Source organism: Streptomyces sp. SID12501 (assembly GCF_010550245.1).
Lineage (GTDB): Bacteria > Actinomycetota > Actinomycetes > Streptomycetales > Streptomycetaceae > Streptomyces.
Genome location: NZ_JAAGLU010000019.1, coordinates 82,277 through 96,298, shown reverse-complemented (window position 1 = coordinate 96,298; position 14,022 = coordinate 82,277). Strand labels below are relative to the sequence as shown.

Annotated in this window: 15 protein-coding genes and 1 pseudogene; 7 read left to right on the top strand and 9 right to left on the bottom strand. The window is 70.0% G+C overall.

The features are described from left to right. Positions 1-354 precede the first annotated feature (354 nt). Both G3I71_RS52310 and G3I71_RS23300 read right to left on the bottom strand, forming a co-directional pair. Positions 355-543, bottom strand: a complete 189-nt coding sequence (locus G3I71_RS52310) for a hypothetical protein (protein ID WP_275409256.1) — start codon at positions 541-543, stop codon at positions 355-357. A 424-nt stretch (positions 544-967) separates the two neighbouring features. Continuing rightward, positions 968-1,609: a TetR/AcrR family transcriptional regulator gene (locus G3I71_RS23300; protein ID WP_164316859.1), complete on the bottom strand. Its 642-nt coding sequence runs from the start codon at positions 1,607-1,609 to the stop codon at positions 968-970. A 152-nt stretch (positions 1,610-1,761) separates the two neighbouring features. Between G3I71_RS23300 and G3I71_RS23295 the strand changes: the two genes are divergently transcribed. The 5 genes from G3I71_RS23295 (at position 1,762) to G3I71_RS23275 (ending at position 6,886) form a co-directional block, all read left to right on the top strand. Then, positions 1,762-2,673: an SDR family oxidoreductase gene (locus G3I71_RS23295; protein WP_343243052.1), complete on the top strand. Its 912-nt coding sequence runs from the start codon at positions 1,762-1,764 to the stop codon at positions 2,671-2,673. 4 nt (positions 2,674-2,677) lie between these two features. Then, positions 2,678-3,823, top strand: a complete 1,146-nt coding sequence (locus G3I71_RS23290) for a hypothetical protein (protein WP_164316857.1) — start codon at positions 2,678-2,680, stop codon at positions 3,821-3,823. Beyond that, positions 3,820-4,752 (top strand): alpha/beta fold hydrolase, encoded by a 933-nt coding sequence (locus G3I71_RS23285; protein ID WP_164316855.1) that lies wholly within the window; start codon positions 3,820-3,822, stop codon positions 4,750-4,752. The genes G3I71_RS23290 and G3I71_RS23285 overlap by 4 nt, the downstream gene beginning before the upstream one ends. A 74-nt stretch (positions 4,753-4,826) precedes the next feature. Further along, positions 4,827-5,738 (top strand): metal-dependent hydrolase, encoded by a 912-nt coding sequence (locus tag G3I71_RS23280; protein WP_164316853.1) that lies wholly within the window; start codon positions 4,827-4,829, stop codon positions 5,736-5,738. A 23-nt stretch (positions 5,739-5,761) separates the two neighbouring features. Then, positions 5,762-6,886, top strand: coding sequence for a PDR/VanB family oxidoreductase (locus G3I71_RS23275; RefSeq protein WP_164316851.1), 1,125 nt, complete (start codon positions 5,762-5,764; stop codon positions 6,884-6,886). A 248-nt stretch (positions 6,887-7,134) separates the two neighbouring features. On the opposite strand, the gene G3I71_RS23270 is transcribed toward G3I71_RS23275, so the two are convergent. The 5 genes from G3I71_RS23270 to G3I71_RS23250 all read right to left on the bottom strand — a co-directional run bounded on the left by G3I71_RS23270 (position 7,135) and on the right by G3I71_RS23250 (position 11,583). Then, complete coding sequence (locus tag G3I71_RS23270; RefSeq protein WP_164316849.1) at positions 7,135-7,875, bottom strand: NADPH-dependent F420 reductase; 741 nt, start codon at positions 7,873-7,875, stop codon at positions 7,135-7,137. 108 nt (positions 7,876-7,983) lie between these two features. Continuing rightward, complete coding sequence (locus tag G3I71_RS23265; protein WP_164316847.1) at positions 7,984-8,577, bottom strand: TetR/AcrR family transcriptional regulator; 594 nt, start codon at positions 8,575-8,577, stop codon at positions 7,984-7,986. A gap of 254 nt (positions 8,578-8,831) precedes the next feature. Further along, positions 8,832-9,671 carry a helix-turn-helix transcriptional regulator gene (locus tag G3I71_RS23260; protein ID WP_164316845.1) on the bottom strand — a complete coding sequence of 280 codons (840 nt, stop codon included), beginning with the start codon at positions 9,669-9,671 and terminating at the stop codon, positions 8,832-8,834. 370 nt (positions 9,672-10,041) lie between these two features. Then, complete coding sequence (locus G3I71_RS23255) at positions 10,042-10,791, bottom strand: SDR family oxidoreductase (RefSeq protein ID WP_164316843.1); 750 nt, start codon at positions 10,789-10,791, stop codon at positions 10,042-10,044. Positions 10,792-11,226: 435 nt separating this feature from the next. Next, positions 11,227-11,583, bottom strand: a complete 357-nt coding sequence (locus G3I71_RS23250) for a hypothetical protein (protein WP_239149313.1) — start codon at positions 11,581-11,583, stop codon at positions 11,227-11,229. A gap of 133 nt (positions 11,584-11,716) precedes the next feature. On the opposite strand from G3I71_RS23250, the pseudogene G3I71_RS23245 reads away from it, so the two are divergent. Together G3I71_RS23245 and G3I71_RS23240 are read left to right on the top strand one after the other, a co-directional pair. Then, positions 11,717-11,938 (top strand): annotated as a pseudogene (locus G3I71_RS23245) (class I SAM-dependent methyltransferase); the annotation flags it as partial. Between the two features lie 147 nt (positions 11,939-12,085). Further along, positions 12,086-13,171, top strand: a complete 1,086-nt coding sequence (locus G3I71_RS23240; RefSeq protein WP_164316841.1) for a MerR family transcriptional regulator — start codon at positions 12,086-12,088, stop codon at positions 13,169-13,171. Between the two features lie 43 nt (positions 13,172-13,214). Here G3I71_RS23240 and G3I71_RS23235 read toward each other — a convergent pair whose 3' ends face one another. Then, positions 13,215-13,562 carry a deoxyxylulose-5-phosphate synthase gene (locus G3I71_RS23235; protein WP_164316839.1) on the bottom strand — a complete coding sequence of 116 codons (348 nt, stop codon included), beginning with the start codon at positions 13,560-13,562 and terminating at the stop codon, positions 13,215-13,217. A 161-nt stretch (positions 13,563-13,723) separates the two neighbouring features. Continuing rightward, the gene (locus tag G3I71_RS23230) at positions 13,724-14,008 is read right to left on the bottom strand and encodes a hypothetical protein (protein ID WP_164316752.1); all 285 of its coding nucleotides are present in this window, start codon (positions 14,006-14,008) and stop codon (positions 13,724-13,726) included. Positions 14,009-14,022: the final 14 nt, after the last annotated feature.

Below are 14,022 nucleotides of genomic sequence, written 5' to 3'. Positions count from 1 at the left end.
GCACGGAACTGATCCCGGGCCACGTCGCCGGCCGGCTTCAGGTTGGGCTGACCGGCGCCCGCCGGCATGGCGGCGCGCGCCGGATGCGCAGGCAGGAGAGGCGCGACAGCGCCATCCGCGCGCCGCGATCGCGAGTTCGCGCTCAAGGGCTGCTACGGCACCTCCGCCAAGCGATTGGCAGCGTGTCGGTGTCACGCAGCCGCGCATCTTCCGACTCTTCCCGGGCGAGAAGGCGATCGGCGCCGCCTGGCTGCGGAGCAGGGAAGACGCCCGCCCGGCGTTCGAGAGCGTGGCCAAGGACGAGGGGCACGAGCGGGCCTCCCGTGCCATGAACAGCAGCTCAATGGCGATCAGTTACACGCGGCCGATCTCGGCACACCCCGAAACGCTCCAGATACAGATACAGATGCAGGGATACGCCGTCGCGGCAGACACCAGGCGGTAGAAGCCCTCGGTGGCGTCCGGTGAGTCGGGCACGAGCCCGATGTCGCCGACGATGATCACTGGCGGGGCGCAGTACTCGATACCGGCGAATGCGTCCACCGTGCGAATACGGACAGTGACCGCGGTCGAGAGACGCAAGCACTTAGCGGGCCTGGGCATTTGCGGGCACCCGGCGATAGCGGCAGGGCCGGTCCCGCGCGGACTGGACCCCAGGGCAGGCGAGCCAGCGGGGGCGCCGGCGGCGGGTGATCCCCCGCCGTTCAGCAGCTCCCCCGACGCGACGGGCCCGTCATGGTTCGCGGCCGCTCAGCCCGATCACATCGCGTCGCTTCCGGATGGATGATCTATACGCAACCCGTCCGACAGTCGATGGCCGGCAGGTGCGCCGCGCTTGCGTTCATCGCGCACTGCTTCTCGCCGCCCCCTGATCGAAACAGGGCCGCCGAGTGCGCCGGGCCGGTGAGCAGGGGGCGTGGAGTGCCGTCCGGCGCGGAAGGCTCCCGAGGAATCCGGGCCTGCGCGATCAGGGCTGATCGCTGATGGCTCGGTAGGCCGCGATGAACAGGGTGCAGCACAGGTCGATCAGTTCTTCGACGGTGGCGTTCTGGTGACCGAGGGTCCAGTCCACGAGGAGTTCGTTGACTCCGCCGACCAGACTCATCGCGGTCATGGTGAGCCGGCTGGAGGAGGCTTCCGGGTCAGGGAGCGGTCCGACGACGGCGGCGACCATCGCGGCGAATTCGTGGAGCACCTCACGGCGCCGTACTTCGAGGCGGGGGCTGGCGCCCACGACCTCGATGAGCACCAGGCGGGCCATGCGGGCGTCGCCGGCCAGTGTGCGGATGAACACTTCGAGGCCGGCGCGCAGTTGGGCGTCGACATCAGGTGCGGCAGCGGCTGCGGCCTGCGCGGTTTCGGCGCTGATCGTTGCGATCAGCTCGTTGTAGACCCCGGCGAGAAGGTCTTCGCGGTCGCGGAACGACTCGTAGAAGTAGCGCTCGGTCAGTCCGGCACGGGAGCACACCTGCTTGACGGAGGCTGACGCGTATCCGGCCGTGCCGAACAGGTCGAGGCCCGCCTGGACGAGGCGGGTGCGGCGCTCCTGCTGTCGTTGCGCCGCATCGCGTCCGCCGTAGCGCCGCCCGGCGGTCTGTGTGCCGGTCATTTCTCCCCTTCGCAGAGGTGTTGACACCGGTGTACTCCGAACTGACACTCTAGCTTGTCAGTTCATCTGACATGGCACCGTGTCAGACATGCGCGGGGGCCGCTTGCCGCTCGGCGTTCCGCTCATGCTCAGGGCAGGAAAGGGGCTCGACCGTGGCAGCACCGCGCAAATACCCGTACACGTCCAGCCGAAGAGACCGCGACAAGCTCCCCCGCACACAACCGCTGACCGGCCGAGTGATCGCGGTCACCGGGGCGGGCCGCGGAATCGGGCGTGCCGTCGCGGCCCGGCTCGCCGCGGCCGGAGCGGCCGTGGCGATCGGCGATCTCGACGCGGAGCTCGCCATGGAGGCGGCTGGTGCCATAGGCGCACATCCCGGTGGCCGGCTGCTCGGGCTCTCTCTCGACGTCACCGACACGCCTTCCTTCGAAGACTTCCTGCGCACCGTCGAGACCCGGCTGGGGCCGATCGACGTACTGGTCAACAACGCCGGAATCATGTGGGTGGGCCCCTTCGCGGAGGAATCGGAGGAAGCCGCCCTGCGCCAGTTCGACGTCAACGTCCACGGCGTACTGCGGGGGATGAAACTCGTGCTCCCGGGGATGCGGAAACGCGGTCGCGGCCACGTGGTGAACATCGCCTCCGCCGCCAGCAAGGTCGCCCCGGCCGGCGAGGCGACCTACGCGGCGACGAAGCACGCCGTCCACGGCTACAGCACAGCCGTACGCGCCGAACTGCGCGGCACCGGCGTGCACGTGTCCCTGGTGATGCCCGGCGTCGTGGACACCGAGCTGGCCGTGGGTACCGCGACCGGACCCACCCGACGCCTGACGACGGATCAGGTGGCCGACGCGGTGCTCGACGTCGTGCTGCGCCCTCGGTTCGAGGTCTTCGTTCCCCGCCAGGTGGCCGCCCTGACCCGGTTGGCCGCGGTGCTGCCGGGCCGTGCCCGCGACGCCCTGCATCACCTCCTCGTCCCCGACCAGCTCGCCGCCCTGTCCGACCGGTCGGTCCGCGCTGCCTACGAGCAGCGCACCCGGACCGCCCGCCATCCCGAAAGTTGAGCCCGTGACCACCACACCCAAGCCGGCGCCCAGCACGCAGAAGGTCAAGAAGGCCCAGGACGCCGCCGCTCCGCGTCCCATCCCCGAATTCGAGGGCGTCCACGACGTATGGCCCCGCGGTGACCGGCTGCGCGCCGTTCGCAGTGCCGCGGCCACCTACCGTGAGCGGTTCGTCCAGCAGGGCCGCATCCACGCCGTCCGCAGTTTCGACATCGCCGCCGCCCCGTACCCGACCCGGTTCGGTTTCCACGGCGCCGCGCTCGCCGTCAACCCGTTCGTGAGCATCGTCAACCGGATGCTCGTCGTACAGTTCGACGGCTTCGACGGTGAGCCGAAAACACTGGTGTGGGAGCCGACCGTCGCCGCCGGAACGGCTCAAGCACCGTTCTACGCCCAGCTCAAGCGGCTGGCGGGGGACTTTCTCACCGAGCACGTCTTCGCCCGCTTCTACCAGGACCCGAACACCGTCCTGCCCTCCTGCGGTCTGCGACCCGAGGACGTGGACTTCGTCAGCTTCGACCACCTGCACGTCCAGGACGTGCGCATGATCATGGGAAGTACCAGCACGATTCCCGGCGAACGGGCACCCCGCGAAGCGCTGTTCCCGCGCGCCCGGTTGTTGGTGCACCGCAGGGAGCTCGGCACCTTCGAAGCGATGCATCCGATGCAGTGGGCCTGGTACGTCGACGGAGGCATGGACGGGGTACCGCCCGAGCGCGTCACCGCCTTCGACGGCGATGTCGAACTCGGTGTCGGCGTCAGCCTGTTGTGGACTCCCGGCCATACGGACGGCAACCACTCCCTGGTACTGAACACCCCCGACGGGGTGTGGGTCTCCTCCGAGAACGGCATCTCGGCCGACAACTGGCAGCCCGAGCTCTCCCGCATCCCCGGGGTGCGCCGACACGCCGCGTTCTACGGCCATGAGGTGGTGCCCAACGCCAACACGCTGGAGGACTCCCTCGACCAGTACGACTCCATGGTCAAGGAGAAGACCCTCGCCGACCCCAGCCGGCGCGATCCGCGCTGGCTGCAGATCCTGCCCTCCTCGGAGCTGGCCCCCTTCAAGCGGCACTGGCCGGTGGTGCCCAGCTTCCTCCACGGCGGTCTGAACTACGGCGAGTTGGCCCCTGCCGGTGGTGGCCGGTGACCGGCCCGACCGCCCGCCGGATCGCCGTGGACGGCGCGGACGGCGTGGAGTTGGCCGCCTACCAATGGGGAGCGTCCACGGCTCCTCCGGTGGTGCTGGTCCACGGCTATCCGGACACCAGTGCCGTGTGGCGACCGGTCGCCGAGCGCCTGGCCGACCACTTCCACATCACCGCCTTCGACGTGCGGGGAGCCGGTGCCTCCCATCGGCCCAGGGGTCTGCGCGCCTACCGGATGTCCCGACTGGAAGCCGACCTGGAGGCGGTCCTCGACGCCGTGAGCCCCGACCGCCCGGTGCACCTGGTCGGACACGACTGGGGATCGATCCACTCCTGGGAGTCGGTCACCGGCACCCGCCTGGCCGGGCGGATCGCCTCGTTCACCTCCATCTCCGGACCCTGCCTGGACCACGTCGGCCACCTGATCCGGGCCCGCCTCCGGCCGCGGCATCCGGATCTGCCGAAGATGCTGCGGCAGGCCGCACGGTCCTGGTACATCGCCTACTTCCATTTCCCGCTCCTGCCCACCCTGACCTGGAGAGCACTGGGACACCGCTGGCGCGCCTTCCTCACCGGCTCCCAAGGTGTGCCCACGCACACCCCCTACCCCGCGCCGACGCTGGCCCGCGACGCCGTGTCCGGCACCGCGCTGTACCGCGCCAACATGCTGCCCCGCCTGCTGCGTCCGCGGGACCGGCCGACCACCGTCCCGGTCCAACTCATCATCCCCACGCGCGACTTCTGCGTCACCCCGGTGCTCTCGTACGGAGTGGAACACTGGACGCGCCAGATACAACGGCGCCCGATCGACGCCGGACACTGGGTACAGCTCAGCCACCCCGAGGAGGTCGCGTCCCGGATCGCGGAATTCGCCCACCGCATCGAAGACGGCTCCCGCCGCACTCCGGACCACGCCGCACACCCGATCTGACGGACCAGCAGTAACAGACCGGCAGTACTCGCCCCTTCCGCACACACCGATCGCCGACGGATGAGGAACCTGTCATGTTCCGAGCCGCACATGCCCACCCGGAGAGTCCCTCCGAGCCCATCGACCACCACGACCTGGTGCTGCAACCCCGGGACGTCACCTTCGACTGGGGCGCCACCCCGCTGCACTGGCTGCCGGGTGAGCCCTTCGCGACCCACACCTTCGATGTGCTCCACCTCATGCTCCCCGAGCTCGAACGCTGGTTCGTGCGCACCTTCGAGCAGGCACTGCCACTGATCACCGACGACCGGCTGCGCGAGGACGTACGCGGCTTCATCGGCCAGGAAGCGATGCACGCCGAGGCGCACCAGAGGGTCCTGGAGCACCTGCTCGCCAAGGGGCTGGACCCGGCTCCGTACACCGTGCAGTCCGAATGGATCTTCCGAAGGGTGCTCGGAGACCGGCCGGAGCTGACGCCGGCCGCCGCACACGCGCATCTCCTCCAACGGCTCGCCCTCATAGCGGCCTTCGAGCACTTCACCGCGTACCTGGGTGACTGGATTCTCAGCAACGGGCACCTGGACCAGGCCGGCGCGGACCCCGCGATGCTCGATCTGTTCCGCTGGCACGGCGCGGAGGAGGTCGAACACCGCTCGGTCGCGTTCGACCTGCTGGTGCACCTCGATCCCCGGTACCGGCGCCGAGTGACCGGCATGCTCGTCACCGCTCCGGTGCTGACCCGACTGTGGATCCGCGGAGTCCGCTTCCTGATGAGCGCCGACCCCGAACTCGACGACCGGGTCAAGGTCCGCTTCCGCGACTACCTGGCCGCCGCCCGCAAGGACCTGTTGCCGCCACCGGGCGCGTTCGCCCGCTCGGTGCTGCGCTACTTCCGCCCCGGCTACCACCCGACCCACGAGGGCTCGACCCAGCAGGCGGTCGCCTACCTGGCGGCGTCACCCGCTGCCCGAGCGGCCGCCCGATGACCCGGCAACCAGCAAGGTCTCCCATGGACACCAGCACACCCCTCACCCAGCCGCCGGACCTGTACGGCAGACCGCGCAGCGACTCCTTCATGCGGAAACTGGCGGCTTTCAGCGACAACGCGGTCACTCGCCTCGCGCGGCGCGGCACTTCTCCTGGGCGCCCGCCGGCCACCGAGATGCCCGTGACCCGGGAACTGGTCGTCGCCACCAGGCACCAAGAGGCCGAGGACGTCGTCTCCCTGCGGCTGGCAGCACCCGACGGGGGAACACTCCCGCCCTGGCAACCCGGCGCCCACATCGAACTGCACCTGCCCTCCGGCCGCAAGCGGCGGTACTCCCTGTGCGGCGACCCTGCCGACCGGTACCGGTACCGCATCGCGGTGCGCCGCATCGCCAACGGCGGAGGCGGTTCGGCCGAGGTGCACGACTTCCTCGGAGACGGTGTGCGGGTCGCCGTCACCGGGCGGCCCCGAAACGCCTTCCCCTTCGCCGCCGAAGCAGCCGTCCTGCTCATCGCGGGCGGCATCGGAATCACCCCGATCCTGCCGATGGCCCGGGAAGCCGCCCGACGCGGGCTGGACTGGAGGCTCGTGCATACCGGCCGCAGCCGCGGCTCCATGCCCTTCGCGGCAGAGCTGGCCGACCTCGCGGCCACAGCCCCCGGCCGGGTCTCCATCCGTCCTGACGACGAATCCGGCGCGCCCGAAGCGGCCGATCTGTTGAGCTTGAGCCCGGCGACGGGCGCGGTGTACTGCTGCGGGCCCGCGCCCATGATCGACGGCGTTCGGCGCGCGTTCGGTGGCAGCCGCGCGTCAGCCCTGCACTTCGAGCGCTTCGCCCCGCCCCCGATCACGGACGGCCGTCCCTTCGAACTTCAGCTGGGCGACACCGGAAGAGTTCTGCCAGTGCCGTACGACCGCTCCGCCCTGGATGTTCTCCACGAGGCCCTGCCCGACCTGCCGTTCTCCTGCCGCCAGGGGTTCTGCGGCACCTGCCAGGTACGGGTGGCCCATGGCCACGTCGATCATCGCGACCGTCGGCTCACGGCTACCGAACGTGCGGAGGGCGCCATGCTGCCCTGCGTCTCGCGTGCACCGGAAGGAGAGCGGTTGGTGCTGGAGGTGGGAGCGCTGGCCGAGCGCCCGTAGAGCGCGGCTGGCTATGACGGTGAGTAAAAAAGGGCCCCACTCTGACGGCTTACTGCAAATCATCGACGCTACAACGACCGATTGAGTCCAAGTTCGCTGCCGCGGTCCGTGTGAAAGATGACGCCGCGCACGTTTCCGCCACGGGTCGTCGCGGCCATGTACAGGGCAGCGACGGCCAGTTCGGCATCGTGGCGTGCCGGCGCTGCCGCCCTCGTGCCGTTGCGTGCACGAGAGCCGCGTCGGGTGACTCAGCGGTGGGCGGCGCGGTTCATCTCGACGACGTCGTCGACGGTGGGGTTGGCACCGAGGGTGGCGAAGCGTTCCGGGAGGCTGTCGCGGATGGCCGCGTCCTTGACGCGGTCGGCCGCGGCCAGGGCCGCCGGCAGCTCGTCGAGGGTCAGCTCGGTGCAGTAGGCGGGGCTGTTCGGCTGCTGGCGCCAGGAGTCGGCCAGTGTGCCGGTGTCGTAGGGGTCGAAGCCGGTGTCGTCCACCAAGCTCATGGCCACCTTCCGCGCCTCCTCGGAGTCGCCGGCGACGGGGATGGCGAGGCGGCCGGGCGTTCCGGCCGGGACGCCCTTGGTCCGCTGGGTTTCGGCCAGCGCGGCGTTCCACGCCTTGACCACGGGGCGGCCGAGCAGCTCGGCGGTGTACACGCTCTCCACCTGGCCGTTGTCCACCGCCTCGATCGGCTCGCTGAGCATGCCGGGGTAGTAGTTCGCGGTGTCGATGACCACCGTCTCGTCGGGCACCGACGCGAACAGGTCCGCCAGCCGGCCCGCCACCCCGAACGGGATCGACAGGACGATGACGTCCCGGCCCTGGACGGCGGCGTCGGAGAGGTCCGCCGCACGGGCCCCGGACTCCAGCACCTCCGCCCGGACGGCCTCGGGGCCGCGGGCGTCGGCCACCTGGACGTCGTGACCGGCCGTGCTGAGCTTGGCAGCGAGGTTCCCGCCGATGGCGCCAGCGCCTATGACAGTAATTTTCATGATTTGTTCCTTAGGAGGTTGTGCCGCCCCCGGGGGCAGCACGATGTGATGGATGGATGGACGGTGGTGCCGCCTGGCGTTGGGGGGCGGAGCGGGGTTCCTGACGATTTACGCCTGGGTGTCCCGCTCGCGGTAGCCGCTCGCGATGAGCGTGCGGAGGCGGTCGAGCGATTCCTCTTCGGTACCGGTGCCCTTGATCCAGGCAATGGAACAGGCCGCGAGGAACAGGTCGTGCCCCCGCACCGACGCGCGCACGCGCCCCACGAGCTGCGCGGCTCGCACGTACTGATCGGTGGCGGAGATGAGGATGTCGCAGGGGATCGTGAGCGGGTTGTCCGGCTCCTGCGCCCGGGCTGCGGCCATGAGCGGGTCGGGCAGCCCGCTGAAGGCGCTGAAGTACTCCTCCATCGCGCGCAGCCACTGTTCCAGCGCCTCGGCGGCGTCGTCGAGTTGCTCGATGTCCGCCTGGCGGGCCACCAGTTCCTCGGAGCGCGTCTGCAGCACGGCCGCCAGCAGTGCCTCCCTGGTGGGGAAGTGCCGGTACAGGGTGCCGGGCCCGACGCCCGCCTCCTTGGCCACCGCCTCGAGGGAGGTGCCGACCCCGTGCTGCAGGAAGTGACGCTGCGCGGTCTCCAGAAGGGCAGCGCGGTTGCGCTGAACGTCCGCGCGGGGCTTGCGTCCCCGCTGTTCACCGGCGCTCATGCGCCCTCCTGCCTGCCGTGATCCTGCGGCCGCATCAAAACGGATGCTGCCTCCGTACTTGGTCGAGAGTAAAACGGAGGCAGCGTCCGGTCAAATCGGCAGCCTGAGCGCGGAGCCCGGACATCGCAGGGGGCCGACATGTTCGGCCGTGGAGCGCGGGGCGAAAGCCGTGCGGGCTGCACCATGCCAGGGTGCCCATGTCCGGCCCCTCCCCCGCCGAGCCCAGCCCGGTCCTCGGTCCCCGGTCCAGGACGTCAGGAAGTGAGCTGCTGGCGCCCTATGACGGAGAGCAGTTCGAGTTTGCTGTCGCTCTCCGTGCCGGGGCGCGTGGTCAGCACCACCAGGGTCTGGGCGCGGTTCTCGGTGAACAGGAGCTGGGCGTCGACCTCGATGCGGCCGAGTTCGGGATGGAGGATGGTCTTGCAGTCGTCGTAGCTTTGGGCGACTTCCTGAAGTTCCCACATGCGGACGAACTCGGTGCTGTGTTCCTGGAGTTCGGCGAGGATCCGGGCGGCTCGGGGGGTGTCGCTGCCGGCTGTCAGCGCGGCCCGCAGGCGCGCCGCATGGGCGCGGCCGTGGTGTTCGCGGACCTCCTCCGGATACGCCAGCCGCTCGGCCGGGTCCATGAACCAGCGGTAGTAGCCGCTACTGGCCAGACCGCTGTGGCGGGTCTGGTCGCCGAGCAGCGCGATGGCCAGCGGGTTCATCGCGAGGGTGTCGAGCAGGTCGGTCTGCACCAAAGCCGGGGAGTCGTCCAGGCGGTCCAGGACCCGCATCAGCGTCGGGCTGACATGCTCCGAGCGGTGGAAGCGGGCCGGGGCGTTGTGGCCGATGAGGACGAAGAGATGGTCGCGTTCGTCCAGGGTCAGCCGCAGCGCCCGGGCGAGGGCGGTGGTGATCTGGACGGAGGGCTGCGGGGCACGCTGCTGTTCCAGCCGGGCGTAGTAGTCGGTGGACATGCCTGCGAGCTGGGCGACCTCCTCGCGGCGCAGCCCTTGTGTACGCCTGCGCGTCCCCTCGACCAGCCCGACGTCGCGGGGCCGCAGCGCCTCACGTCGGTGGCGCAGGAATTCCGCCAGTTCCTTCTTGTCCATGCCGTCCATACTCGCCGCATCCCGCCCGGCTATCCAGAGACCGCCGATCCATGGCTGAACCCTCCCCCACCCTCCCACCCGCGCGACGCCGCTCACTCGGCCGACGCGAGGGCGCGCGCAGCGAGACGACCCAGCCGGTCACCTGCCCCCGCGTGACCCGCCGGGAAATTCACCTGCTATCGGCGGTACGCCGCAGGCCTCGGCGTGGAGGGCGGCCTGCGGCGACGGTCTCCGTCGAGAACGCCTGACGCTTTGGACGGGCCCCGGGCCCCGGGCGACGAGCCCCGTCGCCCGGCCTGGCCGATACGACGAGGTTCGTCGTGTGACGGCGCTCGCGTGCTGTTGTTTCCCGTCGGGAACAACAGCTCGGTCAGCTGCCGGCGATCATGGCGAGGACGTCGTCGTAGGAGCCGTTGGCCTGCGCGTCGCGGATGAACCTGGCGCGCTCGACGACAACCTCCTTCGCGTCGGGCTTCTCACGCAGCAGGCCGACAGCCTCGGTGAGGAAGTCGTCCAGCGGCATGGCGTGTTCGCTGTCCTGCTGGCCCAGCAGGGTCGTGCGCACGCCCGGCGGGACCACCTCGATCACCTGGACGCCGGCGTCAGCACCGGCGAGCTGGATGCGGAGGCTCTCGGAGAAGGAGTGCAGCGCGGCCTTGGTCGCGCTGTAGGTCGGGGTGCTCTGATACGGGACGAACGCCAGCGCCGAGGTGACGTTCATGACGACCGCGTCGTCCTTGCCCACCAGCAGCGGCAGGAAAGCGTACGTCATCCGGATCGTGCCGAGCAGGTTGACGGTGACGTGGTCCTCGGCGACCGGGAGTTCGGCCGGGTCGAGGAGGTTCTCCCGGAGCATGATGCCGGCGTTGTTGATCAGGACGTTCAGCTCTGGGTGGCTCGCCGCCACGGTCTCCCGGGCCCGGGCGATCGAGTCGGGGTCCGCGACGTCGAGGACGAGCGCGTCGATACCCGGGTGCTCGACGGTGATCTCGTCGAGGAGTTCCTTGCGCCGGCCGGCGACGATCACCTTGTTGCCGGCCTCGTGCAGACGCAGGGCCAGACCGAGGCCGATGCCCGAGGTGCCGCCGGTGATCAGGATCGTGTTGCCGGTGATCTTCATGGGGGTCCTGCTCCTTCGGTACGGCGGGCCGGTGAGCGCCCGCAGCCCCGACCGTAGAGGCGCCCGCGCAGGGGCGGGAGAGGACGGTTCATCCATGGATCGGCGGTCTCTGCCTGGTGGAGTGGCCCCATCCAGCGGATCCGGTGTCGCTTCGGCGTCGCGGCATCCGGGGCCGGCCCTGGACGCGCCCACACCGGCTTCCCCTTCCGACACAGGGAACTGAACGGTCCAGCCGCTCCGGGGCCCAAGCCCGTCGGACAACCCGCACAGGCGCACATCCGCCAGGCCGATCCTGGTCGGACGTCGGTACGTCGCGTTGCCTGCTCACATGACATGGCGGAGGGCTTCGCACCATGTCTGACCAGCGGGCGCCTTCGGGGGGGGTGGGGGGTGCCTGGTCAGGGACGATCCGCGAGGCGCGCCCCTTCCCCGGCGTTACCTCGGCGCCGAGACCTGGCCCCCTGGCGAACGCACAGCCATGGAAGGAGGCTCAGATGTGCCCTGCCCCGCACTGAGCCCATCCAGCAGGAGGTCGCCGAGCTCGGAGAAGGCGTCGCCGGCGGTCAGGCCGGTCCTCTCCAGGAGGATCCCCGACTGGACCGCGTCGATGGTGACCGCTACGACATGGGCGGCGAAATGGCCGTTGAGCGCGCGGAAAGCGCCGGTCTGCACGCCCTCCTCGATCAGTTCGTGGACCCGACGCGCCGCGGCGGCGGAGTTCGTGCGGTAGATCTGTGCGGTCGGTTCGTAACCGACAATGTCGTCGTAGAAGGCGTGGGAATGCCGGCGCATGGCCGTGCCGACACCGGTGAGAGAGACCCGGATGCGCTGCCGGGGGTCGGGCTCGGCCTGGACAGTCTGTTCGATCTCGGCTGTCGCGTCCCGGAAGAAGGCGCGGGTGACCGCCAGGACCAGCTGTTCCTTCGACTCGGACCCGTACCGCGAACGCGAGTTGCAGGGCGGCCTCGCCTCCACACCCGAATCGCTGGGCTGGATCTTCTCCGACCTGGTAGAGGTCGAACTGCGCCGCATGCGTGAAGAACCGCCCGAGTCGGCACTGTTCGGCGTGACGTACCTGTGGACAGCCCTGTTCCGGCGGGATGCGACGGCATCGGACGACGTTCGCCCTGTTCACGCCCGCGCGTAGGCGCTCGTCCTGGGCATGCGTGTCCCGCGGATGGTGTGGCGACGGGTCGCGCTTCCCCCTGTCCGGCCTGAGTGACGGATCCGGACCATGGCCGGGTTTGACCCTCGACCTTGTCGAGGGCTCAGAGTTCCTGGTGTGGAGAACGAGATGCGCAGCATCGGGGAGATGGCCCGGGACAGCGGACTGAGCGTGAGTGCGCTGCGGTTCTACGACCGTGCCGGTGTGCTGGTACCCGCCCGGGTGGACCCGATCAGCGGCTACCGCTGGTACGGACCCGAGCAGTTGGACGAGGCCGGGCTGCTGGCCCGACTACGCCGGGCGGGCATGCCGTTGGCCGACATCCGGCTCGTCCTGGCCGGCTGGGCGGGGACGGACACGGATCTGGTGCGCGGTCTCCTTCAGGCGCATCTGCGCCGCCTCGAGCTGGGGTTGTCCGATGCCCGCAGCGAGTTCTCCACGCTCCGAGTCCTACTCGACCACAGGGAGACAGACCCCATGACCTCGCTCCACACCGCCACCGTCCGGTTCTCCGTGCCCGCGCCGGAGGTGGCTGCCGCGCTGGACGCGGTCCGTTTCGCCGCAGGTACCGACGCGGAGCTGCCGATGCTCGGTGGGATCCTGTTCGACGTCGAGGGAGAGCAACTCCGCCTCGTGGCCACCGACCGCTACCGGATGGCGGTCGCGGGGGCACGCGCGACCGGGCACGACGGGCCTCGGACGCAGGTGGTCGTGCCTCTTCCGCTCGCCGACGCGATGCGGTCGCTGCTGACCGGCGAGGAGCCCGCCCAGCTCACGATGGACAGTGACCGCGTGACGCTGGAGACCGGCGACCGGCAGACATCCGGCCAGAGTCTCGGCCATGAGTTCCCCGACTACCGTCGCCTCGTTCAGCTCCCGACCGGTCACCGGGCCCACGTTGACACGGCGGCCTTCTGCCAGGCTCTGGAAACCGGTCCGGTCCGCGCGAGCGAGTCGCGGGAGCACAACAGCGAGCCTCACGACCTCAGTGTGCTCAGGGTGACGGAGAACGGATCCGTGACCGTGTGCGACGACGGTGACGGCGACCAGAACAACGTGGCCGTCAACCGCGAGTTCCTGCTGCACGCCCTCACCGCCGGAGCCCGGGACGAGCTGATCCTGGAACTGGGCGCGCCCACGGCACCGCTCGCGATCCGCCGACCCGACGATGAGGGCACCTTCTCATTCCTGATGCCGGTCCGCTTGGAGGACTAGCCTCCGTGCGCACCGGATTGGCCCTTGTCCGCGACCGCCCGTCTCAACCGAGCGGTGGGGAAAAGGGCACGGCGTACCGTACGAGTGACTTCGCGAAGGGCTCTCCGCTGCGCCGGGCGTACGTCATCCGTTCGCGGACCTCCCTCAGGGTCCGGGGGCGGTAACCGGGCCCGCCGCAGCAGCTCTTGTTGAAGCGGACGCCCGCGTGCAGCAGCACGGTCAGTGTCCGCCAGGCCGCGGTGTCCCGGCGGCGGGGTGCGGCGAAGGCTGAGCCCACGTGGATCAGCGACTGCGTGCAGCGGGGGCAGATCCGCTCCCTGTCCCTGTCGTAGGGCTGCTTGTAGGACGCCCGGTAAGGCAGGCAGACGTAGGAAGTCTTTCCGTGGGCCATGTCGTCAGGGTAGGCGGCGCGGGTGGAGATCGCGAGGGGATTGCGGGGCGCCGGGTGTCAGCAGGTCAAGGCATCTGCCGCGCCAGGGATCCGCCGCCCTGAGACGCACGCTCCGTACCGCGCCATGAGTCTCGGCGATCCATGCGCTCAGTTCACAAGGGTCAAGTGACCACTTCGAGCGATCGAGTTACGGTCGGGGCCGATGGCACAGGTTCGGCCGTCGTCGGATTCCGAGGTCGGGAGGGCACATGCAGAAGAGCACGCTGGAGTACGAGCAGGCTCTGGACGCCGTGATCGAGATTCTGCGTGCACGCCGGGTCGGCGGTGACGAGGGCGACGGCACGGGCCGGGTCGGGACGGCTTGGGTCGGAGTCGTACGGCAGGTCCGTCCACTCGGTGAACTGCTGGACGGCGAGTTGGCGGGCGAGGAGATCATCGGCCAGCACACGGATGCGCGGCT

Excerpts from the sequence above, each read along its gene's own strand:
- G3I71_RS23300 (WP_164316859.1), bottom strand. The coding sequence starts at position 1,609 with ATGACCGGCACACAGACCGCCGGGCGGCGCTACGGCGGACGCGATGCG.
- G3I71_RS23250 (WP_239149313.1), bottom strand. The coding sequence starts at position 11,583 with ATGCGCCGGCATTCCCACGCCTTCTACGACGACATTGTCGGTTACGAA.
- G3I71_RS23240 (WP_164316841.1), top strand. The coding sequence starts at position 12,086 with ATGCGCAGCATCGGGGAGATGGCCCGGGACAGCGGACTGAGCGTGAGT.
- G3I71_RS23235 (WP_164316839.1), bottom strand. The coding sequence starts at position 13,562 with ATGGCCCACGGAAAGACTTCCTACGTCTGCCTGCCTTACCGGGCGTCC.
- G3I71_RS23260 (WP_164316845.1), bottom strand. The coding sequence starts at position 9,671 with ATGGACAAGAAGGAACTGGCGGAATTCCTGCGCCACCGACGTGAGGCG.
- G3I71_RS23270 (WP_164316849.1), bottom strand. The coding sequence starts at position 7,875 with ATGAAAATTACTGTCATAGGCGCTGGCGCCATCGGCGGGAACCTCGCT.
- G3I71_RS23280 (WP_164316853.1), top strand. The coding sequence starts at position 4,827 with ATGTTCCGAGCCGCACATGCCCACCCGGAGAGTCCCTCCGAGCCCATC.
- G3I71_RS23275 (WP_164316851.1), top strand. The coding sequence starts at position 5,762 with ATGGACACCAGCACACCCCTCACCCAGCCGCCGGACCTGTACGGCAGA.
- G3I71_RS23265 (WP_164316847.1), bottom strand. The coding sequence starts at position 8,577 with ATGAGCGCCGGTGAACAGCGGGGACGCAAGCCCCGCGCGGACGTTCAG.
- G3I71_RS23255 (WP_164316843.1), bottom strand. The coding sequence starts at position 10,791 with ATGAAGATCACCGGCAACACGATCCTGATCACCGGCGGCACCTCGGGC.